Annotated in this window: 24 protein-coding genes; 16 read left to right on the top strand and 8 right to left on the bottom strand. The window is 66.5% G+C overall.

The window, feature by feature from the left end:
- The first annotated feature begins 76 nt into the window (after positions 1-76).
- Both M1247_RS31505 and M1247_RS31500 read left to right on the top strand, forming a co-directional pair.
- Positions 77-736, top strand: coding sequence for a peroxiredoxin-like family protein (locus M1247_RS31505; RefSeq protein WP_317160360.1), 660 nt, complete (start codon positions 77-79; stop codon positions 734-736).
- A gap of 216 nt (positions 737-952) precedes the next feature.
- Positions 953-1,687, top strand: a complete 735-nt coding sequence (locus tag M1247_RS31500; RefSeq protein WP_410506974.1) for a mycothiol-dependent nitroreductase Rv2466c family protein — start codon at positions 953-955, stop codon at positions 1,685-1,687.
- Positions 1,688-1,714: 27 nt separating this feature from the next.
- On the opposite strand, the gene M1247_RS31495 is transcribed toward M1247_RS31500, so the two are convergent.
- Complete coding sequence (locus tag M1247_RS31495; protein WP_317160359.1) at positions 1,715-2,578, bottom strand: SDR family oxidoreductase; 864 nt, start codon at positions 2,576-2,578, stop codon at positions 1,715-1,717.
- A gap of 49 nt (positions 2,579-2,627) precedes the next feature.
- On the bottom strand, positions 2,628-3,443 hold the full coding sequence (locus M1247_RS31490) for an immunity 22 family protein (protein WP_317160502.1): 816 nt from the start codon (positions 3,441-3,443) through the stop codon (positions 2,628-2,630).
- Between the two features lie 221 nt (positions 3,444-3,664).
- On the opposite strand from M1247_RS31490, the gene M1247_RS31485 reads away from it, so the two are divergent.
- The 3 genes from M1247_RS31485 to M1247_RS31475 all read left to right on the top strand — a co-directional run bounded on the left by M1247_RS31485 (position 3,665) and on the right by M1247_RS31475 (position 5,613).
- Entirely contained in the window at positions 3,665-4,144 is a 480-nt protein-coding gene (locus M1247_RS31485; RefSeq protein ID WP_317160358.1) for a GNAT family N-acetyltransferase, read from the top strand.
- Positions 4,141-5,238, top strand: coding sequence for an LLM class flavin-dependent oxidoreductase (locus M1247_RS31480; protein ID WP_317160357.1), 1,098 nt, complete (start codon positions 4,141-4,143; stop codon positions 5,236-5,238). The genes M1247_RS31485 and M1247_RS31480 overlap by 4 nt, the downstream gene beginning before the upstream one ends.
- Before the next feature lie 63 nt (positions 5,239-5,301).
- Entirely contained in the window at positions 5,302-5,613 is a 312-nt protein-coding gene (locus tag M1247_RS31475) for a hypothetical protein (RefSeq protein WP_317160356.1), read from the top strand.
- On the opposite strand, the gene M1247_RS31470 is transcribed toward M1247_RS31475, so the two are convergent.
- Positions 5,610-6,353 carry an MBL fold metallo-hydrolase gene (locus M1247_RS31470; protein ID WP_317160355.1) on the bottom strand — a complete coding sequence of 248 codons (744 nt, stop codon included), beginning with the start codon at positions 6,351-6,353 and terminating at the stop codon, positions 5,610-5,612. The genes M1247_RS31475 and M1247_RS31470 overlap by 4 nt on opposite strands.
- A 35-nt stretch (positions 6,354-6,388) precedes the next feature.
- Here M1247_RS31470 and fgd point away from each other — a divergent pair, with 35 nt between their 5' ends.
- A complete protein-coding gene (gene fgd / locus M1247_RS31465; RefSeq protein WP_317160354.1) occupies positions 6,389-7,411 on the top strand; it encodes a glucose-6-phosphate dehydrogenase (coenzyme-F420) in 1,023 nt (340 codons plus the stop codon).
- A gap of 2 nt (positions 7,412-7,413) precedes the next feature.
- On the opposite strand, the gene M1247_RS31460 is transcribed toward fgd, so the two are convergent.
- Positions 7,414-8,175 (bottom strand): GntR family transcriptional regulator, encoded by a 762-nt coding sequence (locus tag M1247_RS31460; RefSeq protein ID WP_317160353.1) that lies wholly within the window; start codon positions 8,173-8,175, stop codon positions 7,414-7,416.
- Between the two features lie 246 nt (positions 8,176-8,421).
- Between M1247_RS31460 and M1247_RS31455 the strand changes: the two genes are divergently transcribed.
- From M1247_RS31455 to M1247_RS31440, 4 genes are read left to right on the top strand one after another with little or no spacing between them, the layout of a single operon-like run.
- On the top strand, positions 8,422-9,975 hold the full coding sequence (locus M1247_RS31455) for an APC family permease (protein ID WP_317160352.1): 1,554 nt from the start codon (positions 8,422-8,424) through the stop codon (positions 9,973-9,975).
- Positions 9,976-10,013: 38 nt separating this feature from the next.
- Positions 10,014-11,348 carry an aspartate aminotransferase family protein gene (locus M1247_RS31450; RefSeq protein ID WP_317160351.1) on the top strand — a complete coding sequence of 445 codons (1,335 nt, stop codon included), beginning with the start codon at positions 10,014-10,016 and terminating at the stop codon, positions 11,346-11,348.
- 45 nt (positions 11,349-11,393) lie between these two features.
- Entirely contained in the window at positions 11,394-13,472 is a 2,079-nt protein-coding gene (gene pta, locus M1247_RS31445) for a phosphate acetyltransferase (RefSeq protein ID WP_317160350.1), read from the top strand.
- Positions 13,473-13,520: 48 nt separating this feature from the next.
- Complete coding sequence (locus tag M1247_RS31440) at positions 13,521-14,657, top strand: acetate kinase (protein ID WP_317160349.1); 1,137 nt, start codon at positions 13,521-13,523, stop codon at positions 14,655-14,657.
- Between the two features lie 11 nt (positions 14,658-14,668).
- On the opposite strand, the gene M1247_RS31435 is transcribed toward M1247_RS31440, so the two are convergent.
- Genes M1247_RS31435 through glnX form a run of 3 tightly spaced genes read right to left on the bottom strand, consistent with a single transcriptional unit; the run spans position 14,669 to position 19,211 of the window.
- Positions 14,669-16,921, bottom strand: a complete 2,253-nt coding sequence (locus tag M1247_RS31435; RefSeq protein WP_317160348.1) for a serine/threonine-protein kinase PknG — start codon at positions 16,919-16,921, stop codon at positions 14,669-14,671.
- Positions 16,921-17,886 (bottom strand): glutamate ABC transporter substrate-binding protein, encoded by a 966-nt coding sequence (locus tag M1247_RS31430; RefSeq protein ID WP_317160347.1) that lies wholly within the window; start codon positions 17,884-17,886, stop codon positions 16,921-16,923. The genes M1247_RS31435 and M1247_RS31430 overlap by 1 nt, the downstream gene beginning before the upstream one ends.
- 5 nt (positions 17,887-17,891) lie before the next feature.
- Complete coding sequence (glnX, locus tag M1247_RS31425; RefSeq protein WP_317160346.1) at positions 17,892-19,211, bottom strand: protein kinase G-activating protein GlnX; 1,320 nt, start codon at positions 19,209-19,211, stop codon at positions 17,892-17,894.
- A 145-nt stretch (positions 19,212-19,356) separates the two neighbouring features.
- On the opposite strand from glnX, the gene M1247_RS31420 reads away from it, so the two are divergent.
- Positions 19,357-19,863: an NUDIX hydrolase gene (locus tag M1247_RS31420; RefSeq protein ID WP_317160345.1), complete on the top strand. Its 507-nt coding sequence runs from the start codon at positions 19,357-19,359 to the stop codon at positions 19,861-19,863.
- Here the strand turns inward: M1247_RS31420 and thiE are convergent.
- A complete protein-coding gene (gene thiE / locus M1247_RS31415; protein WP_410506973.1) occupies positions 19,847-20,518 on the bottom strand; it encodes a thiamine phosphate synthase in 672 nt (223 codons plus the stop codon). The genes M1247_RS31420 and thiE overlap by 17 nt on opposite strands.
- Positions 20,519-20,654: 136 nt before the next feature.
- Between thiE and thiO the strand changes: the two genes are divergently transcribed.
- The 5 genes from thiO to M1247_RS31390 all read left to right on the top strand — a co-directional run bounded on the left by thiO (position 20,655) and on the right by M1247_RS31390 (position 24,385).
- A complete protein-coding gene (thiO, locus tag M1247_RS31410) occupies positions 20,655-21,659 on the top strand; it encodes a glycine oxidase ThiO (protein WP_317160344.1) in 1,005 nt (334 codons plus the stop codon).
- Entirely contained in the window at positions 21,656-21,859 is a 204-nt protein-coding gene (thiS, locus tag M1247_RS31405) for a sulfur carrier protein ThiS (protein WP_317160343.1), read from the top strand. Before thiO ends, thiS begins: the two co-directional genes overlap by 4 nt.
- Before the next feature lie 7 nt (positions 21,860-21,866).
- Complete coding sequence (thiG, locus tag M1247_RS31400) at positions 21,867-22,631, top strand: thiazole synthase (RefSeq protein ID WP_317160500.1); 765 nt, start codon at positions 21,867-21,869, stop codon at positions 22,629-22,631.
- 87 nt (positions 22,632-22,718) lie between these two features.
- Complete coding sequence (locus tag M1247_RS31395; protein ID WP_317160342.1) at positions 22,719-23,630, top strand: ABC transporter ATP-binding protein; 912 nt, start codon at positions 22,719-22,721, stop codon at positions 23,628-23,630.
- A complete protein-coding gene (locus tag M1247_RS31390) occupies positions 23,627-24,385 on the top strand; it encodes an ABC transporter permease (protein WP_317160341.1) in 759 nt (252 codons plus the stop codon). The genes M1247_RS31395 and M1247_RS31390 overlap by 4 nt, the downstream gene beginning before the upstream one ends.
- Positions 24,386-24,544: the final 159 nt, after the last annotated feature.

Raw genomic sequence — 24,544 nt, 5'->3', positions numbered from 1 at the left:
TGGAGTTGACAATCCAAAAACAGAGGCGTTTTGTGGAGTGATCAGTCCAATCGACTTCGCGGAGGCGTCCACATCCATGAACACACCCCTTATCAGCGAGCAGGTACGTGAAATGGCGGCCGGTTCCTTGCACGCGCTGCCTGCAGAGGTCAAGAGCGCCTTCGCTGCCGATCAGGCCGCACTGGATGCCGCAGGCGTGCCGTCTGGCGTCGTTGCCGCCGGTACCCCGATGCCCGACGGTGACCTGCTCGACGCCCGTGGCGACGCGACATCGCTGACCACGTTGCGGGCCGGGCGGCCGGCGGTCGTGGTGTTCTACCGCGGAGGGTGGTGCCCCTACTGCAACATTGCCCTGCGTGCCTACGAGGCAGAACTGGTGCCCGCTCTCGCCGAGCGCGGCTTCGAGTTGATCGCCGTGAGCCCGCAGAAGCCGGACGGCTCCCTGACCACCACGCAGTCCAACGAGCTGACCTACTCGGTGGCCTCAGATCCAGGCAATCAGATTGCCGCCGCCTTGGGGATTGTGGCCGAACCGTCTCCCGATTCGGTTGCCGCACAGATCAAGTTGGGCTTGGACATCACCGAGGTCAACGCCGACGGCGGTAAGAGCCTGCCGATGCCCACGGTCGTCGTCGTGGACGCCGCAGGCACCATCCGGTGGATCGACGTCCACCCCAACTACACGACCCGCACTGAAGTGCCCGATATCCTGACCGCCGTCGCCGCGGTGGGCTGAATACTCAAAGACATGGCACAGTGTCCCGGGTGATCCTGCAACGCATCGTGATGCCATATGTGGCACCGGCGTTCGGTGTCTCGCATCCGCTCGACGTCGGTGCGAAGCGGCGGGTTCTACGCGAGCGAGGCCAATGCGCTCACCGGACCCCTCGCGGACCGGTCCCGCAGATCCATCGCTTCCTCGAGGGAGGCACGACAGGAGAGGGGTTACCCCGTGAGCACAGACCACCGAGCTGATCTCGACTTCTACTTCGACCCGGTCTGTCCGTTCGCCTGGATGACCAGCAAGTGGGTCCGCATGGTCGTCGAGCAACGTGACTACACAGTGGATTGGCGTTTCATCTCCTTGCGAATGATTAACGCACACATCGACTATGACACCCATTTTCCGGCTGGCTATGAAGATGGACACACCGCGGGGCTCAAGTTGCTGCGCGTTGCCGCCCGTACCAGAATCGAGTACGGGCGCGAAGCGGTCGGTCCGCTGTACCTGGCCATCGGACGGCGGATATTCGACAGCGCCCCCGACCGCGGGCCGCAATCTGAAGCCGATCGGGGCACGCGAGAGTTTCTGGAGCCGATCCTGGCGGAGGCCGGCCTGCCTGCCGAGCTCGCGACCGCGCTGGACGACACCGGATTCGATGAGCTGCTGCGCGCGGAGACCGACGAAGCGCTCGCGCTGACGGGAAAAGATGTCGGCACCCCCATCCTGCACTTTCGCCCGCCCGCAGGAGTGGCATTTTTCGGACCGGTGATCAGCCGTCTCCCGAAACCTGAGGAGGCGGGCCCGCTGTGGGACAACGTGCTGGGCCTTGCTGAGTTTCCGGGTTTCGCCGAGCTCAAGCGCAGCCTCCGCGAACGGCCGCAGCTCGCGAGCTTCGGCGTCGATCCCGGGGGCACCGGCGTCGTGGAGGACTGGCACGGCGGCAGCCGACGCACCAAGAAGTAGCGGGGATAGGCCCGTATTCCGGCGGGGTTAGGCCTTCCCGTCCGACTCGATGACACCCTGTGCCGCCTGCGCGCGGTCCTCGTAACTCTTGCGCTTGGCGGTGTCGTACTCCATGAACACCCGGTCCAGGCCGAGCTTCTTGTTGAGCCACCGGCGGCCTTTCGGCGGCAGCATCTGGGCCGCCTGGGCGGTGAACCGTAGCGGCGGCGGCACCGACACGTGCGTCTTGGGTTTGTCGAGCGTCTTGACGATCGCGGCGGCGATGTCCTCAGGCTCGACCGGCTTGAGGGCACCGCTGGACTGGGTGCCCGAGATCAGGTCGGTGTTGGTGAACGGCGGCATGATCACCGAGACCTCCACGCCGTGCGGGGCCATCTCGTCGGCCAGCGCGGTGGACAGCCCGACGACGGCGTACTTTGCGCCCACGTAGACCACCTGACCGGGCACCGCGATCAGCCCGGACAGTGAGGCGATGTTGATGATGTGGCCGCGGCGGCGCTTGACCATGTCGGGCAGCGCGAGCTGGCAGCCGGCCAGCACGCCGTAGAGGTTGACCTCGATCGAGGAGCGGATCGACTGCTCGCTCTGCTCGAGGAACGGGCCGATCGGCATCACGCCGGCATTGTTGATCAGGACGTCGATGTGGCCGCCGCCGTCGGTGCGGGCCTTGTCGAGGAACGTGGCGAAGGATTCCCGATCGGTGACGTCGAGCGGGTAGCCGGAGACCTGGCCGAGCTTGGTGAGCTCAACGACCGCCGATTCCTGTAGGGCCACGTCACGGTCACCGATGACGACACGGGCACCGCGGGCCAGCAGGGCCTTGGCGGTGGCGTAGCCGATACCGCGCGCGGCGCCGGTGATCGCGATGGTCTTGCCCCTGATGTTGTCCATGGCGGCGAACTTTACACGTGTCAAGTTTTGGTGGGAAGGGGCGCTTGAGCTACATGACCGTGTTCACGATGCCGAGGTACCGCAGCCCGGCGTAGCGGCGTTCCGCGCCGACCGAGGCGGGCCGGAGGTGATCGGCGGCGAGGCTGATGAACGCGTTGACGGATTCCAGCCCGACCTGCCTGCAGCGGTTGGTGACGTCTGAGCCCGCGGCGAGGACGATCCGGTCGGTGACGATCGGCAGGGCGAAGAATTCGTCCACCGGCAGGGAGTCCCCGGGATCACGTAGGCGATATCCGTAGTACTGCGCCGACACCTCGAACTCGCTTGCCTCGCCGGTGAATGCGTCCGCGAGGTCTGTCGTGAGGCTGCCGTCGAGGACGTAGCTCCTGAGATCGGCCAGCGTCGGCGCGGAGGTGATGCCGGTGAACAGGTGGCGGTCGGTCAGCACCGTCTGGGGCAGCGGTTCTTCGTACTCGTACGTGCCGGCGAAGGCCAGCCCCCGGCGGGATCCCGCACTCTCGCGGTAGGTGTGCTGACGCAACAGGACCACGGTGTTCGCGGTTCGCAGGCCGCGGTCCCGGCATGCGTTCAGCACCTCGTCGGCCACCGCACGCGGAAGCCCGTGATCTTCGACCAGTGCGGTGACCATGTTGTGCACCGGGCCCGGGTCGCCGTAAAACGAGGCTTCGAGAAAATCGTGGTCGAGCCACTCTTCGCCGAGGTCTGCGGTAAAGCCGCCGCGCTCCGGCCGGTCCGCGCTGATGTATGCGTCGAGGGCGGTTCGGGTCGGTGTGTCGCCGATCCACACCGAGACAACCCTGAGCCGCGGGTTGGTGCGGTATCTCAATTCGACGAAATCGAGCATGCTCACACCTCCAGTCTCGATGTAAGACCCGTGAGGGCCCGGATTGTCGACGGTCTCACCTGCTTCTGAACGGCGAACATTCAGCAGGTCAACGGACAGCGAACGCGTGAGTCAGCGAGGCGGCTTCTGTGCGACCTTGGCGGAATTCAAATCACGATGAGCCTGCCAGGCGGTAAGCCGAGTCAGCCCGCGTTGATGCTGGTGTGGGTATACATACGGTGGTGAGTGATGTGCAGTTCGTGGCGGTCGGCCAAGATGACCCGCTGGCCGAGCCGCTACTGGCACAGCTCTCGATCGAGTATTCGGGGCGCTATGGGGGCACCGCGGAGAGGGTGCTGGCCTGGTTACGCAGCCATCCGACACACGAGTTCGAGCCGCCGGGCGGTGGCCTGCTCATCGGTCTGCTCGACGGTGCCCCTGTCACCGGCGGGGCATTCCAGCGGTTCGACGCCGACACCGCCGAGCTCAAACGCATCTGGACCGACAGCGGCCATCGCCAACGTGGATATGCCAAGGCGCTGCTGGTGCAGCTGGAAACTGAGATCGCCCGGCGCGGTTACCGACGGGTGTATCTCACCACGGGCCATCTCCAGCCCGAGGCCGAGGCGCTCTACGAGTCGGCGGGATACACGCGGCTGAGCGAGCCGCTGGCCGCCGAGGGCGAGGTCTTCCCGATCGCCTTCGAAAAAGTGCTGCGATGACCGTGCCCCTGTCGATCCTCGACCTCGCCCCGATCAGCGCAGGCAGCGACGCGGCGACCGCGTTGCGCAACACCGTCGATCTGGCCCAACATGCCGAACGCTGGGGTTACCAACGATATTGGGTCGCCGAACATCATTTTGTGGCGGTCGCCAGTTCGTCACCCGCTGTGCTGGTGGGCCAGATTGCGGCCGCCACCGAGCGGATCAGGGTGGGAACCGCGGCGGTCCAACTCGGACATACCACCGCGGTGGCCGTGGTGGAGAGCTTCGGCACCCTGGCGGCATTCCATCCGGGGCGTATCGACCTGGGGGTGGGCCGGTCCGGGCAAAAGCGCGCAGAAGCCGTCCGGAAGAATAGCGCCCAATCCGGACCGCCCCGCGAGTGGCATGACATCGACGGTGTGGTGATTCCCGTCCCGTTCGATGTCGGTGCCCTGATGCGCAGTCCTCGGCTGCGTGCCCAGGCGGCGGTACTGCAGCAACCAGAAGCTGTCACACCGGATTTCGCCGAACAGGTCGACGATATTCTCGCCATGCTGCAGGGCAGTTTCGAGGTCGGGACAGCGGTACCCGGGGCGGGGGCGGGGCTGAGGCCATGGGTCTTCGGCAGCAGTAAGGGGCAGAGTGCCCGCGTCGCGGCTGCCCGTGGATTGCCGTTCGTCGCCAGCTACCACATCACGCCGGCTACCGCGCTGGAGGCGATTGAGGTGTACCGCAACGGCTTCACACCCTCCGCACAGCTAGCTGAGCCATACGTGGTGGTATCGGCCGACGTGGTGGTCGCCGACGACGAAGCCACCGCACGTCGATTGGCGTCGAGCTACGGCCACTGGGTGTATTCCATCCGCGCCGGTGGCGGCGCTGTGCCGTATCCGGATCCCGACGATTGCGCGCCGCTCACCGACGACCAACTCGCGGTCGTGAAAGACCGCACCGCAACGCAGTTCGTCGGTGACCCGGATCAGGTGGCGGACCGGCTGGAGGCGTTGCGGCGGGTCAGCGGCGCCGATGAGCTCGTCATCACCTCGGTCACCCACCGTCATGATGACCGGTTGCGTTCTCACGAACTGCTCGCGAAGCGGTGGGGACTGTGATGCGCTTACCGGTGCTGCACCGACTATCCGGCCTATAGGCTGGCCCGAAGGTGTCTCACACCGGTGGGGGTGCGTTTGCCGAGTTTGCAGGTACTCGTGGGTTCGCTGCTACTGGCAGCGGCTGTGGTGGTGTTCGGCCTCGGTGTGGCGCTGCGGCTGTTCATCGGGCGCCGAGAGCACTCCGACAGCATGCGGCGCCGCATGCACATCTTCCGCACAACCACGGTGGCCCGTGTGCTGTTCGGATCGGTGCACGACGACGAGGAACTCGACCCCGACGAACTCGACCAGATGGTCCTCATGCCGACCATCGTGCTGGCCTGCGGCCTGTGCCTGACCGGGTTCTTTCTGCTGGGTTACCGGGTACTCAGTTAGGCCGTGTGCCGGGTCCTCGCCCGCTGAGCAGCATCGGCGATCGATCCGCGCCACACCGGTCCGTGCCCGGGCAGCATCACCTCGGTATCCACCAGGCCGAGCACGTCCAGGCTGCGTACACAGCTGTCGTCGTCGTGATTGAACAGCGCGGGCAGCAACTGGGGCCCGGACTGCCGCGACACGGGGTGGCCGGTCACCAGCGCATCCCCGCTCACAAGCACGCCGTCCACCAGGAACGAGCAGTGCCCGCCGGTATGCCCCGGGGTGGGGACAGCGACCGGGTTGCCCGGCAGCCCTGTGGCGATCTCGGTGGTCAGTTCTTGCGCGGTGGGTATCCCGGCATGGTTCATCCCGCCCTTGGCGGTGATCGTGGCCGACCACCTCAACCACCGCGGCTGCCAGATGTGGCGGATGACGTCAGCCGGTGCGGCCTGCTCGAGATAGTCGCGTTTGGCGTGGGCGACCTCGTCGGTGTGGCAGAACACCGGGGTGCCATGGTTTTTCGCGAACCAGATGGCGGTTCCGAGATGGTCGATGTGCGCATGGGTGAGCAGGACGGCGCGGATGTCGTCGATCCCGAAGCCGAGCCGGCGCACCGAACCCAGCACCTCGTCGCGTTGTCCGGGAAACCCGGCGTCGATCAGGATCACGCCGTCGTCGTCGGTCACCAACGTCCAATTGACCAGGTCGGTCTGGGCGAAATGCACACGGTCGGTGATCGCGGTCAGGGCTGCTGCCATGCCGCGAGTGTAGGCATTGGAGTAGGAATGACACTGTGGCTAATCTCAAACCTGAATTGAAACTGGGCTATAAGGCATCTGCCGAACAATTCGCGCCGCGCGAGCTCGTTGAGCTCGCAGTGCTGGCTGAGGCGGCAGGTATGGACAGCGCGACGGTCAGTGACCACTTCCAGCCGTGGCGGCACGAGGGCGGGCATGCGCCGTTCTCGCTGGCCTGGATGACCGCGGTGGGCGAGCGGACCGAGCGCCTGGTGCTCGGTACCTCGGTGCTCACCCCGACCTTCCGGTACAACCCGGCGGTGATTGCGCAGGCCTTCGCGACGATGGGCTGTCTGTACCCGGGCCGCATCTTCCTGGGTGTGGGCACCGGTGAGGCGCTCAACGAGATCGCCACCGGCTATATCGGCGAGTGGCCGGAGTTCAAGGAGCGATTCGCGCGGCTGCGGGAGTCGGTCAAGCTGATGCGCGAGCTGTGGCTGGGCGACCGCGTGGACTTCGAAGGCGAGTACTACAACACCCGGGGCGCCTCGATCTATGACGTGCCAGAGGGCGGCATCCCGGTGTACGTCGCCGCAGGCGGACCCGTGGTGGCCAAGTACGCGGGGCGGGCCGGTGACGGGTTCATCTGCACCTCGGGCAAGGGTGAGGAACTCTACAAGGACAAGCTCATCCCGGCCGTGAAAGAGGGCGCCGAGGCCGCGGGCCGCAACTCCGATGACATCGACCGGATGATCGAGATCAAGATCTCCTACGATCCCGACCCCAAGCTGGCCCTGGAGAACACCCGGTTCTGGGCGCCGCTGTCGCTGACCGCCGAGCAGAAGCACAGCATCGACGACCCGATCGAGATGGAGAAGGCCGCCGACGCACTGCCCATCGAACAGGTCGCCAAGCGTTGGATCGTCGCATCCGATCCGGACGAGGCCGTCGAAAAGGTCGGGCAGTACGTGAAGTGGGGGCTGAACCACCTGGTGTTCCACGCTCCGGGCCACGATCAGCGTCGCTTCCTCGACCTGTTCAAGAAGGATCTGGAACCGCGGCTGCGCAAACTCGGCTGATCTCAGGCGCTGCTCACCAGCCGCGCCACCGCACCAGCGGCGCCGCGGCTGGTGGCGGTCAGCCGGATCCGGTCGGCGCGGAACAGGTCGTAGGCGTACTCGAACGGCCGGTCAGCGCTGTCCCGGGTGATCCGGGTGATGGCGACCAACGGTCTGCGGTGACCGATGCCCAGCCACTGCGCCTCCCGCGGGCTGGCGCTGACCACCTCGATGGTTTCTGTCGTGGTGGTCGGCGCCAAGCCGTACCGCACCCGAAACAGTTCGTAGAGCGAGCCACCCAGTGGCTGCTCAAGCAAGTCCTCCATCTGCTCTGCCACCAGGCAGGCCAGATCTACAGAAAGCGGCACTCCATCGGCATAGCGCAACCGCCGGATGATGAAAATATCTGTGCCCCCGGGAATCTCCAGCGCCTGCGCCTCGACGGAGGTGGCCGGTCTGCGGTCTGTGGCCAATACCCTGGTGGCACTGGTGTGCCCGCCACTGTGCAATCGGGCCGGTAATCCCGCCAGTTCGGCGGCGCCGCGCTCCACCAAGTCAGCCCGTACGAAGGTGCCGCCGGAGCGCCCGGTGCGCCGTTCGAGCACACCCGCCTGGCTCAACGGCAGCAGCGCGCTGCGCAGCGTGGACCGCGACACCGCGAACGTCTCGGCCATCTCCCTCTCGGTACCCAGCCGGGAGCCCGGCCGCAGCGTGCCCTGAGCCAGCATAGACAGGATCCGACGACGCACATCCTCGGCGACGGCGCCGCCTGCTGACTCCTCCATGACCACCAGATGATTGCATCGAAAAGGCTCGTCTGGCAGACCAAATCAGCCGGTTTTACCTCGCTGTTGCATAAGGTCCGGATCCGAAACATGACGGAAACGAAACCGTTAAATCGCAGCTAATCCCAAGTTGACCAGGCGATCTGGGCGAGGTAACAATTGCCACCGTCGCTCCACAGCGCCGTCGGCGACGTTCAAAGACCAGACCAGATATCGGTCCGGGAGTTGCCCTCAGATGGGACCACAATGAGCGAGATCATCGATCCTCCGGCGGCGCCGCCCGCCATCGCACGCCTCAAACCCAACGCGGTGGGATTGGTCGGCGTGTTGTTCATGGCGGTGGCAACCGCCGCCCCGATCACCGCGATGGTCGGCAACGTGCCGATCTCGGTCGGGTTCGGTAACGGCGCCTACGCGCCCGCCGGATACTTCGTCGCGACCATCGTGCTGACACTGTTCGCCATCGGCTACGCCGCCATGAGCAAGCACATCACCGCGACCGGCGCCTTCTACGGCTACATATCGCACGGGCTGGGCCGCGTCGTCGGTCTTGGCGCAGGATTGCTCACCGCGTTGGCGTACATGGTCTTCGAGGCGTCGCTCATCGGCATCTTCTCGTTCTTCGGCAATGACCTGTTCACCTCGTTCTTCAATGTCGACGTGCCCTGGATCGTGTTCGCGGTGGTGATGCTTGCGATCAACGCGGTGCTGACCTACTTCGACATCAACCTCGCCGCCAAGGTGCTCGGGGTCTTCCTGATCACCGAGATCATCATGCTGGCGATGATGGCGTTGTCGGTCGTCTTCACCGGCGGCGGCCCGCAGGGTTGGTCACTCGGATCACTCAACCCGATCAACGGGTTTCACAGTTTGTCCGAGTCCGTCACCGGTGCCGACGGGAACATGATCGCGGTCGCCGGATCGGCAGGCGTCGGTCTGTTCTTCGCGTTCTGGTCCTGGGTCGGCTTCGAGTCCAGCGCCATGTACGGCGAAGAGTCCCGCAACCCCAAGAAGATCATCCCGATCGCGGTGATCTGCTCGGTGGTCGGGATCGGCGTGTTCTATGTGCTGGTGTCATGGCTGGCCATCGTCGGCACCGGCCCGCAGAATGCGATTGCGCTGGCCCAGGATTCAGCCACCGCGGGCAACATCTTCTTCAACCCGGTGCACGAGCATCTCGGTCAGTGGGCCGTCGACCTGTTCAAGATCCTGTTGATGACCGGCTCATTCGCGTGCGGGATGGCATTCCACAACTGCGCCGCCCGCTACCTGTACGCCCTCGGGCGTGAGAACGTGATCCCCGGTATGCGCAGGACCGTCGGTGCGACCCACCCCAGGCACGGATCGCCCTATATCGCCGGATTCGTGCAGACCGGTTTCGCCACCGTGGTGGTGTTGTTCTTCGACGTCACCGGACGTGATCCTTACACCGGGCTCTACGGCCTGATGGCACTGCTCGGTACCACCGCGATCATGATCGTCCAAGCGCTGGCGGCATTCTCGGTGATCTCGTACTTCCACGTGCACAAGCAGCACCCCGAAACGGCCAACTGGTTCACCACGTTCCTGGCGCCGCTGCTCGGCGGGGCCGGGATGCTCTACGTCATCTACCTGTTGGCCAAGAACGCATCCTTCGCCGCCGGTTCGGCTGCATCTGACTGGATATTCACCGCGATCCCATATGTCGTGGGTATCGTCGGGATCGGCGGTGTGCTGCTCGCGTTGTTCCTGAAATACCAGGATCCGCAACGGTATTCCGACCTGGGCCGGACAGTTCTTGAGGAGGCGCATGAGCGCTGAGTAGGCGTCGCGGGCCTGACAGTGAAAGGTGTAGCGGCATGGGGTTTTCCAACATCATGGATTCCAACAGCTACCTGGGCGGCCCATCGGCCGACCCGGCCACCCAAGCGCTGATCGAGGCCCGCGGCCGCGTGCTGGGGCCGGCGTACCGGCTGTTCTATGAACGGCCGGTGCACCTGGTCCGCGGCATTGGCAGCCATCTGTTCGACGCGGACGGTGTGCGCTACCTGGACGCCTACAACAACGTCGTCAGCGTCGGGCATTGCAACGCACATGTCATCGCCGCGGTCACCCGGCAGATGGAAACGCTCAACACCCACACCCGCTATCTGCACGAGGGCATTGTGGACTACTCGCGACGGCTGCTGGAGTCCCTGTCCGGTTCGGGGTCGGACGGACCTGATCAGGTGATGTACGCCTGCACCGGATCCGAGGCCAACGACCTCGCGCTCCGAGTCGCCCAGATGCACACCGGAGCACGGGGAGTCATCGTCACCGCCGACGCCTATCACGGCAATACCCAAGCGGTGACGGAGATTTCACCCTCCCTCGGTGGTGCCGCCACCATCGGGCCGCACGTGCGGACGGTGTCGGCACCGGACAGCTACCGCGGTGGCGCCGAGGTGGCTCCCCGGTTCCTGGCCGGGGTGCAGGACGCGATCGCCGACCTGCAAGCCACCGGTCACGGGGTGAGCTGCCTGATCGTCGACACCATCTTCGCCTCTGACGGCATCTACCCGGATCCCTCGGTGCTAGGGCCCGCGGTCGCGGCGGTGCGGGCGGCCGGCGGGGTTTTCCTCGCCGACGAGGTGCAGCCAGGATTCGGCCGCACCGGTGAGGCGATGTGGGGTTTCGCGCGCCACGGTGTGGTGCCCGACCTGGTCACCATGGGCAAACCGATGGCCAACGGGTTGCCCGTTGCGGCGATGGCCGCCCGCGCCGGGGTGCTGGAAGCGTTTGCGACGGCCGTGCCCTACTTCAACACGTTCGGCGGAAATCCGGTGTCGATGGCGGCGGCAGGCGCGGTGCTCGACGTCATCGAGGACGAGCACCTGATGGCCAACTCCGACCGCATCGGCGGCGCGCTGCGGGAGGAGATCAGCCGACTCGTCGCGGAGCACCCTCGTATCGGCGAGGTGCGTGGATCCGGGCTGTACCTCGGTGTGGAGGTGGTCACCGACCGCCACACCGCATCGCCCGACCGAGCCGGAGCTCATCACCTGGTCAATGCCATGCGCGAGCGGCGGGTGCTCATCTCGGTGTGCGGAAGCCATGGCAACGTGCTGAAGGTGCGGCCGCCGATGGTGTTCTCGATGGCAGATGTGGACTGGTTCTGCACCGAATTCGCCGCGGCGCTCGCAGACCTGCCCTGACCACCGCATCTGGCAGTCGCCAGCCGGATGAGGAATGCTGTAGCGGTGCCGGATGGGAACATCGCGACCGCGATCTACATAGCCTCGCCCGAAGGTGACACCGGTAAGTCGACGATCGCGCTGGGGATACTGCACCGGCTGGCCGCCACCGTGCCGAGGGTGGGGGTGTTCCGGCCGATCACGCGGATGGACGGAGGGCAGGATTACATCCTGGAGCTGCTGCTGGCAGGCACCACGGCCGGGCTGCCCTACGAGGACTGTGTCGGTGTCAGCTATCAGCGTGTGCACGAGGATCCCGACGCGGCGATCGCCGATATCGTCGACCGCTTCCACCGGGTCGCGGCGCAGTGTGACGCGGTGCTCATCGTCGGCAGCGACTACACCGATGTGGCCAATCCCAGCGAGCTGAGCATGAATGCCCGCATCGCGGTGAACCTCGGCGCCCCGGTGGTGCTGGCGGTCAAGGCTGCCGAGCGTACCCCCACCGAAGTCGTTCATGTCGTCGAGTTGTGCCTGGCCGAACTGGCCAATCAGCACGCCCATGCCGCCGCCGTAGTCGCCAACCGCTGCGACCCGGCACAGCTCACAGCGGTCGCCGAGGCGTTGAAACCGCTCGGACCGCCGGCCTATGTGCTGCCCGAGGAGCCGCTGCTGGTCGCGCCGTCGGTGGCCGAATTACAGGCGGCGGTCGACGGCACGGTGGTTGCCGGTGATCCCGAGTTGCTGCCCCGTGAGGTGATGGGCGTGCTGGTCGCCGGTATGACGGCCGAGCATGTGCTGGAGAGGCTCACTGAGGGCGTTGCCGTCATCACCCCCGGCGACCGGTCCGACGTTGTGCTGGCTGTGGTGAGCGCACATGCCGCAGAAGGGTTTCCGTCGCTGTCGACGATCATCCTCAACGGCGGGCTCGAACTGCACCCGGCCATCGCGTCGCTGGTGTCCGGGCTGGGACAGCGGTTGCCGATCGTGGCGACCGGTTACGGCACGTTCGAGACCGCCAGCCGGGTGGCGAATACCCGCGGGCGGGTCACCTCGAAATCGCGACGCAAGATCGACACCGCGCTGGCTCTGATGGACGACCATGTCGACATCACCGACCTGCTGGCGCAACTGAGTATCCCGATACCGGCGGTGACCACACCGCAGATGTTCACCTACCAACTTGTGGACCAGGCACGCGCAGACCGCAAGCACATCGTGCTGCCCGAAGGCGACGACGACCGCATCCTCAAGGCCGCGGGCCGGCTGCTGCAGCGCGGCGTCGCCGATCTGACGATCCTCGGCGATGAAGCCCAGATCCGTTCCAGAGCAGCAGAACTCGGATTTGATCTGACGGCGGCCGCAGTACTCAACCCGCGGACCAGCGAGCTGTGCGACCAGTTCGCGCAGCAGTACTCGGAGCTGCGTAAACACAAAGGCGTGACCGTTGAGCAGGCCCGCGAGATCATCCACGACGTCTCCTACTTCGGCACCATGCTGGTGCACAACGACATGGTGGACGGCATGGTCTCGGGGGCCACGCACACCACCGCGCACACGGTCCGCCCGGCGTTCGAGATCATCAAGACGATGTCCGGAGTTTCTACGGTCTCCAGCATCTTCCTGATGTGCCTGGAGGATCGGGTGCTGGCATACGGCGACTGCGCCATCGTGCCCGATCCCACCGCTGAGCAACTTGCCGATATCGCCATCTCCTCGGCGCGTACCGCCGCACAGTTCGGCATCGATCCGCGGGTCGCCATGCTGTCGTACTCCACCGGCACCTCGGGCACCGGTGCGGACGTCGACAAGGTCAGGGCCGCAACTGAACTGGTTCGACAGCGGGAGCCTGAGTTGATGGTGGAAGGCCCCATCCAGTACGACGCCGCGGTGGAACCCTCGGTCGCCGCGACCAAGATGCCCGACTCCGAGGTGGCGGGGCGGGCCACCGTGCTGATCTTCCCTGACCTCAACACCGGCAACAACACCTACAAGGCCGTACAGCGCAGCGCCGGGGCAATCGCCATCGGCCCGGTGCTGCAAGGGCTCAACAAACCGGTCAACGACCTTTCGCGCGGCGCGCTTGTCGAGGACATCGTCAACACCGTGGCGATCACCGCGATTCAGGCGCAGGGCCGTTCATGATGCGCACGCGAGGAGCAGGACGATGATGCGCACGCGAGGAGCAGGACGATGACCGTATTGGTGGTCAATTCCGGCTCGTCTTCACTGAAATACGCGGTGGTGAAGCCGGATACGGGGGAGTTCCTCGCTGACGGGATTGTCGAGCAGATCGGTGAGGGGCCGATCGCCGATCACGATGCCGCGCTACGGTCCGCGTTCGACAGCCTCGCCGCCGACGGGCTGCACCTGGACACCCTCGGACTGGTGGCGGTGGGGCATCGGGTGGTGCACGGCGGCAAGACGTTCTACCGCCCGACACCGATCGATGACGCGCTGGTGACCAAGCTCGAGGAGCTCTCACCGTTGGCGCCGCTGCACAACCCGCCTGCGGTGCTGGGTATCGAGGTGGCCCGCAAGCTGCTGCCCGATCTGCCGCATATTGCTGTGTTCGACACCGCCTTCTTCCACGACCTGCCTGCCGCGGCGGCCAGCTATGCCATCGACCGCGAACTCGCCGAGCGCTGGAAGATCCGTCGCTACGGCTTCCACGGCACCTCACACGGGTACGTCAGCCGGCAAGCCGCAGAGTTTCTGGGCAAACCCTACGAATCGCTGAATCAGATTGTGCTGCACCTGGGTAACGGCGCGTCGGCTTCGGCGATCGCCGGTGGACGGCCGGCTGACACCTCGATGGGGTTGACCCCGATGGAGGGTCTGGTGATGGGCACCCGCTCCGGTGACATCGACCCTGGCATCATCAGCTACCTGTGGCGCACCGCGGAGATGAGCGTGGAAGAGATCGAGTCGATGCTCAACCGGCGCTCCGGAGTCCTCGGGCTAGGTGGTGAGAACGACTTCCGCAAACTGCGTGAGCTCATCGGATCCGGTGACGAGGCAGCGCAGTTGGCCTACGACGTCTACATTCACCGGTTACGCAAATACGTCGGTGCCTATCTCGCCGTGCTCGGGCGTACCGATGTCATCAGCTTCACCGCTGGGGTCGGCGAGAACGCCGTCACGGTGCGCCGTGATGCACTGACTGGTCTGACGGGGCTGGGCATCGAGATCGACGAGGACCTCAACGCGTCGGCTTCCCGTGAGCCGCGGCGGATCTCGACCGAGGACTCGGCCATCACGGTGCTGGTGGTCCCGACCAATGAAGAACTGGCCATCGCCCAAGCCTGTGTCGAAGTGGTCACCCCATAGCGCGCGGGATGTCAGAAGGTGCTCATGGGCCGCACACTGTTGGCCAGGTCGACCAGTGCGTAGCGGTGTGACTGGGTGGGCGCCACCCGGGCCAGGGCTCGTAGTGAGGACTCGACACCGAGCTTGAGACCGTGCTCGGTGAAGGGAAAACCCAGGATGTGATTGCTGCTGGCGGAGTTGTCGGCCAACCAGTCCATTGCGGTGCCCAGTACCAGCGCCCTGATCTGCAACACCCGCGGCTCCGAGTCGGGCAGGGCCTCGACCCGGCGGGCAGCGTCGCGGATGTGCTGTTCGGTGATCTCGCTGGTGGATCGCCCCGAGAGCAGCGTCACCGCGCTGGTGAGTCGGGCGGTGGTGAAATGCCGTGAGGTGGGCGGCACTTTGTCGAGGGTCTGTACCGCCGCGTCGCGGTTACCGCTGACCGATTCCGCTCTGGCCAAACCGAATCCGGCCGAGATGACGCCGTTGTCGGTGCTCCACACGGTTCGGTAGAACTTGAGCTCGTCGGCGGTGCCTGCCAGTTCTGCTGTGGCGGCCAGCGCCAGCTTCGGTGCCAATTCGCCGGGCAGGGTGTCCAGTACCTCGGTGAAATGCTTTGTCGCCGAGTCATAGTCGGCGGACAGCATCTCGGCCACCCCGCGGAACCAGATGAGTCGCCAGCGCCAGCCGACGCGTACGGCAAGGTCGTCGAGCTTGCGGGTGGCCTTGGCGACGTCGCCGAGATCGAGCAGGGCACGCGCCTCCATCAACGGCAACTCGACGGATTCGGCGAGGTCGACACCCTCCGAATCGATCGCGCCGTGACGTGCTGCGCGTAGCTGGTCCAGCGTGTGCACGGGCTGGCTGAGCACACTGGCCGCCAGGATCGGCGCGCCCACATCGGTCCGGTCGACCAGTGGCACCGGGAGTGCCCGGACGATCTCCTGCGCGGTCAGCTTCTCCGAATGCACCTGGCCGTCAACATAAACGTCGGTGTGCGCCACCAACAGGTCCACCCCGAACGTCGACCGGGACGGGCTGAACACCGTGGACAGGCCGGACCGCGGCACGCCGCTGTCGGTGGCCACTACCTCGCGCAACACCCCGAGCAGCTGTGAGGCCATCTCGTCGGTGCTGGCGAACCGGCGTCGGGGATCGGGATCGATAGCCCGCGACAGCAACCTGCCGAACGAGTCGTAGGTGGTCAGCACCGGATCCTCGGACGGCAATCCGTCGACGTAGCGACCCTTGCGGGTGCGCAGATTCAGCGTCAACGCCGCCAGCGTTCGACCCACGGTATAGATGTCGGTGGCCACCGTCGGCCCGGTGCGCACGATCTCCGGCGCCTGGTAACCCGGTGTGCCGTACAGGTATCCGTAGGAGTTGAGCCGTGACACCGCGCCCAGGTCGATCAGCTTGAGCTGATCCTCGGTGATCATGATGTTGTCCGGCTTGAGATCGTTGTACGCCAGGCCGATCGAATGCAGGTAACCCAGTGCAGGCAGGATTTCCAGCATGTAACCGATCGCCTCGGCCACCGGCAGCCGGGTCCGCCGGGCCTGCTTGAGGGAGGTCCCTCCGACGTACTCCATCACGATGTAGCCGACCGGGTTGCCGTGCTTGTCGTCGTGTTCGACGAAGTTGTAGATCTTCACGATCCCGGGGTGCGTCACCTCGGCGAGGAACTGGCGTTCGGCCATTGCGATGGCCTGCGCCTCGGCGTCCCCGGAATGCACCAGACCTTTGAGCACCACCGGTCGTTCGTTGACGTTGTGGTCGAAAGCCAGGTACACCCAGCCCAGTCCGCCGTGGGCGATGCAGCCCTTGATCTCGTACTGGTCGGCGACGGTCTCGCCCGGAGAGAGCTGCGGCAGAAACGAATACGCGCTACCGCAGTGCGGGCACCAGCCTTCCGAGAGTGCGCGACCCTCCGGGCTGGACCGGCCGACCGGTCTCCCGCAGTTCCAGCAGAACCGCTTCGACTCGGCGACCACCGGATTGGTCATCAACGCGGTCAGTGGATCCCGTTCGGGCACACGGGGTATCTCCACGAGCCCGCCGCCCAGCCGCCGGATCGGGGACACGATGCGGGTCGCGATGGTCGGGTGGTCATGCGGTTCGGTGTCGCCGGTGCGAAGCGAAGTATCGTCCGAATCGTCGAACTCGGGACGGAAGACGGCCTGGGTGGCCATCGGCCGCATGGTGGATGTCGAATCCATGCCGAGTTCTTCGAAGCTGGCTGGCTGGGTGCCGGGACCCTCGTCGGGATCTTCAGTTTCACTCATCAGTCGATGTACCTCGCGACCGGAGGGGAAGGCGCGGGGCCCAGCACCGTCAACCACTTGCGGTACAGCGTATTCCAGGTACCGTCGCGGCGAATCCGTTCCAGGGTCGCGTTGACGACGCGCACCAGCCCGGTGTTCTCGAGGTTCACCCCGATCCCGTAGGGCTCCTGGCTGAGGCTCGGTCCCACGATGTGCATATACGGATCCTGGGCCACCAACCCGGCCAGGATGGAGTCGTCGGTGCTGACTGCGTCGGCCTGTCGCTGCTGCAGCGCCACCAGACAGTCGGCCCAGGTGACCACGGAGACGATGATCGGCGGCGGGCTGATCTGTTGGATCCGCTGCAGCGAGGTCGTGCCGTCGACCACACACACCCGCTTCCCGGACAGGTCGGATGTCTGGGTGATGGCGGAACCCCGCGGGGCCATGATGCGTTGGTTGGCCATCAGGTACACCGTGGAGAAATTGACCAGCTTCTTGCGCTCGCAGGTGATGGTCATGGTCTTGACGACGATGTCGACCCGATTGTCCTGCAGTGCGTCGATCCGGTCGGCCGACGACAGGATGCGGTACTCCACCTGTGACGGCGTGCCGAAGATGTCGCGCGCCACCTCGCCGGCGATATCGACGTCGAATCCGTTGATCTGACCGGTGATCGGGTCCCGGAATGAGAACAGGTTGCTGCCGATGTCGAGCCCGACGATCAGCCGCCCGCGTTCACGAATGTTGGCCACCGCGGCCTCGGCCTCGGCCTTGTTGTTGAACGGGCGCAGGCTGGCGGTGAGGTTGCAGTCGTTGTTGTCGGGTTGCGGCACCTGCACGGGTTCGGGCGGGAGTTCTTTCATGCCCGCCGGGGTGGGCGGCGCCAGCGTCAACGCGGGGATCGTCAGGGCCGGCGCGGTCTGGCTGCAACCCGCGAGCACTGCCACGACCACGAGCACGAGCACCCAGAGCCGCCTCATCATGGAAATCACCTGTACTCACTGAGTCTCGGCCACAACCCGAGTGCGACCGCCACCGCGGCAGCGATGCTGAGCGCGGCCGCGCCGACCGTCGCGCCGGACAGCACGCGGCGGGCGTTGAGGATGTCGTTGCGCAATTGGCTGCGGCTCTCCTGGATGCCTTTGGTCAGTGCCTCATCGAGTTTGTCGAATGCCGGGGTGGAATCGTCCTCGGCGGTACCGAGGGCCACCTGGGTGGCGGCCTGGTAGTTGCCGACGGCGATGTAGGCGTTGATGCGATCGTCGGCGGCCCGCCATCTGGTCAACAGTTCCTCGGCATCGGTGAGGTCGCTCTTGTCGATTCCGGTGTCATGCGCCAGATACGACGCGAGCTGCTGCTGCATCATGTCGATGCGTTGGTAGTAGGACTGCTTGCGGACGTTCTCGTCACCACGGCGGATCAGCGCCAGCGTCTCGTCGGCGCGTGCCTGCTGCGCGGTGATCGCCAGGTTGGTCACCGTCTTGAGGGATTCGGCGGCGGTGTCCTTGGCGCTGCGGCTGTCCGACGTCGAGATCACCAACGCGGTGGTCACCCAGATCAACATGATCAGCACCGCCAGGCCGCCCGCGATGAACCCGATGTTCACCCGGCGCCGCGTTCGACGCGCCAGCCACCGGTTGGCGAATGCCCCGAACAACAACGTCGCCAGCACCACGAGCATCACGGGAGCCGGGATACGGGTGGACGCGGTGGTTTCGGCATCCACCCGCGCCGAGGTCTGTTCATACAGGCGTTGCGCGTCGGGCAGGATCTGCAGCTGCATCATTGACGACGCCTCGGACAGGTACGACGACCCGACCGGGTTGCCCGCCCGGTTGTTGGTGCGCGCCGTCTCCACCAGACCGGTGTAGACCGCCAGCCGGGCGTTGATCCGGCCGAGCAGCTGAACCAGCTGTTCGTCGGTCAAGCCACTGGATGCCCGGGTGACGGCGACCGACGCGTCGGTGATGGCCTGCTCGTAGCGCTGCCGCACATCGCGGGGTTCGGCACCGGCGATGAATGCTGTCGCGGCGGCGGCGTCGGCGACCGACAGCGTGGTGTAGAGCTGTCCCGCCGCGAACGCCAGCGGTTCGGTGTGGTTGAGCACGGTGGTCAGTGCCTGCTGGCGGTCGTTGACCGTGGTTGAGGTCGCGAATGCGCTGGCGATGACGAGCGCCGACAGGACCAGCCCGATCGTGAGGATGCGGCCCGGTGTGGTCCACAGGAACCACCAACGGGGATGCGCAGGAGTGGTGGGCGACCGGGACGCGAGCGGCTCGGTCGAGGGGTGTGCCAACTCCACAGTCACCTGCGCGCGGACCTCATCAGTTTCGGTGCTTTTCGGCTGTCATACGGCTACGTCAACTCTATAAAAAAATTCTAAGAGTTGGTGGTACGGCTCGCGCTGAATCGAGGCGCGACGATTCGGCGCGTTGTTTCCCTATCCTGTACGAGTGCGTGGTGACGGTGACGGCTGGGTGATGTCGGACAGCGGTACCAGATTCTGGGGCCGTCACGGCGCGGCCGGGCTGCTGTTGCGGGCGCCGGGACCGGACGGAGCCGCCGCGGTACTGCTGCAGCATCGCGCGCCGTGGAGTCATCAGGGCGGCACGTGGGCACTGCCCGGCGGTGCCCGCGACAGCCACGAAACCGTCGAGCAGGCCGCGGTCAGGGAAGCCCACGAGGAAGCCGGCCTGCTCGCCGAGCAACTCACCGTCAGGACCACCGTCGTCACCGCCGAGGTGGTCGGTTCGGGCGGCACCCAGTGGACCTACACCACCGTCATCGCCGATGCGCCCGAACTGCTGGAGACCATCCCGAACCGCGAGAGCGCCGAGCTGCGCTGGGTGGCCGAGGACCAGGTGGCCGAGCTGCCGCTGCATCCCGGTTTCGCGGCCAGCTGGCAGCGGCTGCGGGAGGTGACGGGCACGATTCCGCTGCTCGTCAACCGTTCGCAGTAAGCGCGGCCTTGAGTGCCGCGGCCGCGGCGCGCGGATCGTCAGCGGCCGTGATCGCCCGGACCACCACGATGCGGCGTGCCCCGGCCGCCAACACCTCGGGCAGCCGTTGCGCGTCGATGCCGCCGATCGCGAACCAGGGTTTCGCGGTCTCGAGCGCGGCGGCGGCACGGACCAGATCCAGCCCGGGTGCGGTGCGGCCCGGCTTGGTCGGTGTCGGCCAGCACGGCCCCACGCAGAAATAGTCGACCGCTTCCTCGACGGCGGCGGACACCTGGGCGGCGTCGTGCGTGGACCGGCCGATCACGGGGCGCGCACCGATGATGCCGCGGGCCACCTCGAGGGGGAGATCATCCTGGCCGAGGTGCAGCACATCGGCACCGGCCGCGAACGCGATGTCGGCGCGGTCGTTGACGGCCAGCAACGCGTCGTGGCGGCGGGCCGCGTCGGCCAGCACCTCGAGAGCCTCCAGTTCCTGGCGCGCCTCCAACGGCCCGAACTGCTGCTCACCGGCCGAGCCTTTGTCCCGTAGCTGGATGAGGTCCACCCCGCCGGCAAGCGCGGCGTCGGCGAATTCGGCCAGGTCACCACGTTTACGTCGGGCGTCGGTGCACAGGTACAGCGTCGCGCGCTGCAGTCGTCGGGCTGGTTGTTCCACACCGCGACGCTAGCGGTTGGGCTCCGAGTAGGGTGGATGGGCAACGCGGGAGTCCCGGGACCGGGGGCTGAGAGTGGGCACGGACCAGCCCTTACCGTCACACCTGATCCGGGTCATGCCGGCGAAGGGAGCGGAAATGGCACGAACACTGGCCGTCGTCGGCGGCGGTGTGATCGGGCTGTCCATCGCCCGCCGGGCGGCGCTGGACGGCTGGACGGTACAGCTGCACTGCACACGCGAACGCGGTGCGTCGTGGGTGGCCGGCGGGATGCTGGCACCACACAGCGAGGGCTGGCCCGGTGAAGAGCGGTTGCTGCAGCTGGGCTTGGAGTCGCTGCGGTTGTGGCACACCGGGTTTCTGGACGGGCTGCCTGCAGAGGTGGTGACGGCGCGGGAATCGCTGGTCGTCGCCGTCGACCGCGCAGACGCCGCCGACCTGCGTACCGTCGCCGATTGGCTGGCGGCTCAGGGCCACCCCGTCGAACCGACGACCGCCGCGCGTGAGGTGGAACCACTGCTGGCGCAGGGCATCCGGCACGGCTTCCGGGCGACCACGGAGCTGGCGGTCGACAACCGGGCAGTGGTCGACGCCCTGGCGGCGCACTGTGAGCGGCTCAGCGTGCGGTGGTCCGGTCCGGTCGCTGCGCTGACCGAGGTGGAGGCCGACGAGGTGGTGATCGCCAACGGCATCGACGCACCGACGCTGTGGCCAGGCCTGCCGGTGCGCCCGGTCAAAGGGGAAGTGCTGCGGCTACGGTGGCGCAAGGGCTGTATGCCGGTGCCGCAACGGGTGATTCGGGCCCGTGTGCACGGACGTCAGGTATACCTGGTGCCGCGGCCCGACGGCGTGGTGGTGGGCGCCACCCAGTACGAGCACGGCCGCGACACCGCCCCGGTGGTCACCGGCGTGCGGGATCTGCTCGATGACGCGTGTGCGGTGATGCCCGCCCTGGGTGAGTACGAGCTGGCCGAGGCGGCCGCCGGGCTGCGACCCATGACGCCGGACGGGTTACCGATCGTCGAGCGGCTCGACAGCCACACACTGGTGGCAGCCGGGCATGGCCGTAACGGATTTCTATTGGCGCCGTGGACCGCTGAGCGGATCGCGGCGGAACTCGAGGTGAGTGTGGGAGCGAAATGATCACCATCACGGTAAACGACGAAACTGTCGAGCTGGAGGACACGACCACCATCGAAACGATGTTGGTCAACCGCGGCTTTCCCGACAAGGGCATCGCCGTCGCGCTGGACTGGTCGGTGTTGCCGCGTTCGGAATGGGAGCGCACCGCCCTGGTCGACGGGGCCCGGGTGGAAGTGGTGACGGCGGTGCAAGGTGGCTGATTCAGGCTTGGCGACCGGGGTTTCGAAACTGTCGATCGGGGGCCGCGAGTTCGGTTCCCGGCTGATCATGGGCACCGGCGGGGCGCCCAACCTCGCGGTGCTCGAAGAGGCGCTGGTGTCCTCGGGCACCGAGTTGACGACGGTCGCGATGCGCCGCGTCGACGCCGAATCCGGCACCGGCGTGCTGGAGTTGCTCAACCGGTTGGGCATTTCGGCGCTGCCCAACACCGCGGGCTGCCGGGGTGCCGCGGAGGCTGTGCTCACCGCACAGCTGGCCCGTGAGGCGCTCGGCACCGATCTGGTCAAACTGGAAGTCATCGCCGACGAACGCACCCTGCTGCCCGACGCCATCGAACTGGTCAAGGCCGCCGAGCAGCTGGTCGACGACGGGTTCATCGTGCTGCCCTACACCAACGACGACCCGGTGCTGGCCCGTCGCCTCGAAGACACCGGTTGCGCCGCGGTGATGCCGCTGGGCTCGCCGATCGGCACCGGGCTGGGGATCGCCAACCCGCACAACATCGAGATGATCGTCGAACAGGCCGGCGTCCCGGTGGTGCTCGACGCCGGCATCGGCACCGCCAGCGACGCCGCGCTGGCGATGGAGCTGGGTTGCGACGCCGTGCTGCTGGCCTCGGCGGTGACCCGCGCCGCCGATCCACCGACGATGGCCGCGGCCATGTCGGCCGCCGTCACCGCCGGTTACCTGGCCCGCCGGGCCGGCCGCATCCCGAAACGGTTCTGGGCACAGGCATCCAGTCCCGCGCTGTGAGCATCCGCCGGGACTGTGGTGAGATCGTCGAAACGCGCGGATCTGCGGTCTGTGCGCAGGGTCGACGTCCCTGAGACCATGGGAACGATGATCGAACTCACCGGGCTGACGAAGCAGTACGGATCCCACCGCGCCGTGGACGATCTGACCTGCACGGTCTCCCCAGGCGTGGTGACCGGCTTCCTCGGGCCCAACGGCGCAGGCAAGACCACCACCATGCGGTTGATCCTGGGACTGGATCATCCGACGGCGGGAACCGCCACCATCGACGGCAAGCGGTACCGGGATCTGCGTGATCCGCTGCGCACCGTCGGTGCGCTGCTCGACGCGCGACAGGTCCATCCGAATCGCACCGCCCGCAACCACCTGCGCTGGATCGCGGCCACCAACCGGATCGCCACCGCGCGGGTCGACGAGGTTCTGGAGATGGTCGGGTTGACCAGCGTTGCGGAGCGCAGCGCAGGAACCTTGTCGCTGGGCATGAGCCAGCGGTTGGGCATCGCCGGGGCACTGCTGGGGGATCCGCCGGTGCTGCTGTTCGACGAGCCGGTCAACGGTCTGGATCCCGAGGGCATCCACTGGGTTCGCACCTTGATGCGCACGCTGGCGGCGGAGGGGCGGACGGTGTTCGTCTCCAGCCACCTGCTCGCCGAGATGGCCAACACCGCCGACCGCCTGGTGGTGATCGGGCAGGGCAAGCTGATCACGTCCACCACGGTCGCCGAGTTCGTCAGCGGTTCGTCCGCTGGTGTCGTGCGGGTACGCAGCCCGCAGTTGGAGAGGCTCACCGAGGTGCTCACCGATGCGGGGCTGGAGACCGATACCGATCCGGACGGGGCCGGGTTGGTGGTCAGTGGCGTCGCCATCGAGGTGATCGGGGACCTGGCCGCGCGTAATGCGATCACCCTGCACGAGCTGAGTACCCGGCAGGCCTCACTGGAGGAGGCATATCTGAAGCTCACCGATGACGCCGTCGACTACCGGGCGGCGCAGTCGTGAGCACGCTCGCGGTGTTCGACGCCGAGCGCATCAAGCTGTCCACCACCCGCTCGGCGCTGTGGTCGGTGGTCGGGGTGGCCGTGCTCAGCTTCGGGATCGCGGCCCTGCAAGGCTGGTCGGCCTACGGGTTGAGTGCGCTGCCACCGCAGAAGGCCGCGCTGGGGGTGGCGGTGTTCGGGGTGCCGGTGCTGATGATCCTGGCGTCGATGACGGTCACCGGGGAGTACCGCAGCGGACTGATCCGCACCACGTTTCTGGCCACACCCAATCGGACCGCCGTGCTGGTGGCGAAGGCCGTGGTGGCCGCGGCGTTCTCCTCATTGTGTGCGGCGCTGATGGTGATCGCCGCAGTGATTGTGGCCCGGTTGGTGGCCGAACCGATGGTCGGTGCGCAGCTGTCGCTGGCCAATCCTGCGGTCTGGGGGGTCGCGGGCGGCATCGCGCTCTACGCCGCACTTGCCGCGGTGCTCGGCGTTGCGGTGGGGGCGCTGCTGCGTGTCGCCGCGGGGGCCGTGGCGGTGCTGCTGTTGTGGCCGCTGGTCGCCGAACCCCTACTGGGCAACATGCCCAGCTCCGGGCCCGCGATCGGGCCGTGGCTGCCGTTCGCGAACATGTTCCGGTATCTCGGTGTGGAATGGCTGTTCCCCGCGTATTCGACCCCGTGGGGCGAGATGGGCTCGCTGCTGTATTTCGTCGCCGTGGTTGCCGCGGCGTTCGTGGCTGCCGCTGTCGTGCTGAACCGGCGCGACGCCTGATACGGCGCGAATTGCCGTCAACTGGGTCGCGGCCTGTTGAAATACTCGGGTTGACAGTCGAGGTCCCGTAGAGAGGGTTCATCCGTGGGTGTGCTTGACGGGTTCTATTCGACGTGGTCGAAGGCGCGGGAGACCTTCGGGCAAGGCACTCCTGATGAC

The sequence above is a fragment of the Mycobacterium appelbergii genome (assembly GCF_032883035.1).
In the GTDB taxonomy this organism is placed as follows: domain Bacteria; phylum Actinomycetota; class Actinomycetes; order Mycobacteriales; family Mycobacteriaceae; genus Mycobacterium; species Mycobacterium appelbergii.
The sequence above is the reverse complement of the archived record's forward strand: the minus strand, read 5'-3'. Positions and strand labels throughout refer to the sequence as shown.

What these genes read in the sequence shown, in the direction of transcription:
- M1247_RS31435 (WP_317160348.1), bottom strand. Translation starts at nt 16,921, where the DNA reads ATGAGTGAAACTGAAGATCCCGACGAGGGTCCCGGCACCCAGCCAGCC.
- M1247_RS31460 (WP_317160353.1), bottom strand. Translation starts at nt 8,175, where the DNA reads ATGGAGGAGTCAGCAGGCGGCGCCGTCGCCGAGGATGTGCGTCGTCGG.
- thiS (WP_317160343.1), top strand. Translation starts at nt 21,656, where the DNA reads ATGATCACCATCACGGTAAACGACGAAACTGTCGAGCTGGAGGACACG.
- M1247_RS31455 (WP_317160352.1), top strand. Translation starts at nt 8,422, where the DNA reads ATGAGCGAGATCATCGATCCTCCGGCGGCGCCGCCCGCCATCGCACGC.
- M1247_RS31395 (WP_317160342.1), top strand. Translation starts at nt 22,719, where the DNA reads ATGATCGAACTCACCGGGCTGACGAAGCAGTACGGATCCCACCGCGCC.
- M1247_RS31495 (WP_317160359.1), bottom strand. Translation starts at nt 2,578, where the DNA reads ATGGACAACATCAGGGGCAAGACCATCGCGATCACCGGCGCCGCGCGC.
- M1247_RS31505 (WP_317160360.1), top strand. Translation starts at nt 77, where the DNA reads ATGAACACACCCCTTATCAGCGAGCAGGTACGTGAAATGGCGGCCGGT.
- M1247_RS31480 (WP_317160357.1), top strand. Translation starts at nt 4,141, where the DNA reads ATGACCGTGCCCCTGTCGATCCTCGACCTCGCCCCGATCAGCGCAGGC.
- M1247_RS31490 (WP_317160502.1), bottom strand. Translation starts at nt 3,443, where the DNA reads ATGCTCGATTTCGTCGAATTGAGATACCGCACCAACCCGCGGCTCAGG.
- thiO (WP_317160344.1), top strand. Translation starts at nt 20,655, where the DNA reads ATGGCACGAACACTGGCCGTCGTCGGCGGCGGTGTGATCGGGCTGTCC.
- M1247_RS31440 (WP_317160349.1), top strand. Translation starts at nt 13,521, where the DNA reads ATGACCGTATTGGTGGTCAATTCCGGCTCGTCTTCACTGAAATACGCG.
- M1247_RS31430 (WP_317160347.1), bottom strand. Translation starts at nt 17,886, where the DNA reads ATGATGAGGCGGCTCTGGGTGCTCGTGCTCGTGGTCGTGGCAGTGCTC.
- M1247_RS31470 (WP_317160355.1), bottom strand. Translation starts at nt 6,353, where the DNA reads ATGGCAGCAGCCCTGACCGCGATCACCGACCGTGTGCATTTCGCCCAG.
- M1247_RS31450 (WP_317160351.1), top strand. Translation starts at nt 10,014, where the DNA reads ATGGGGTTTTCCAACATCATGGATTCCAACAGCTACCTGGGCGGCCCA.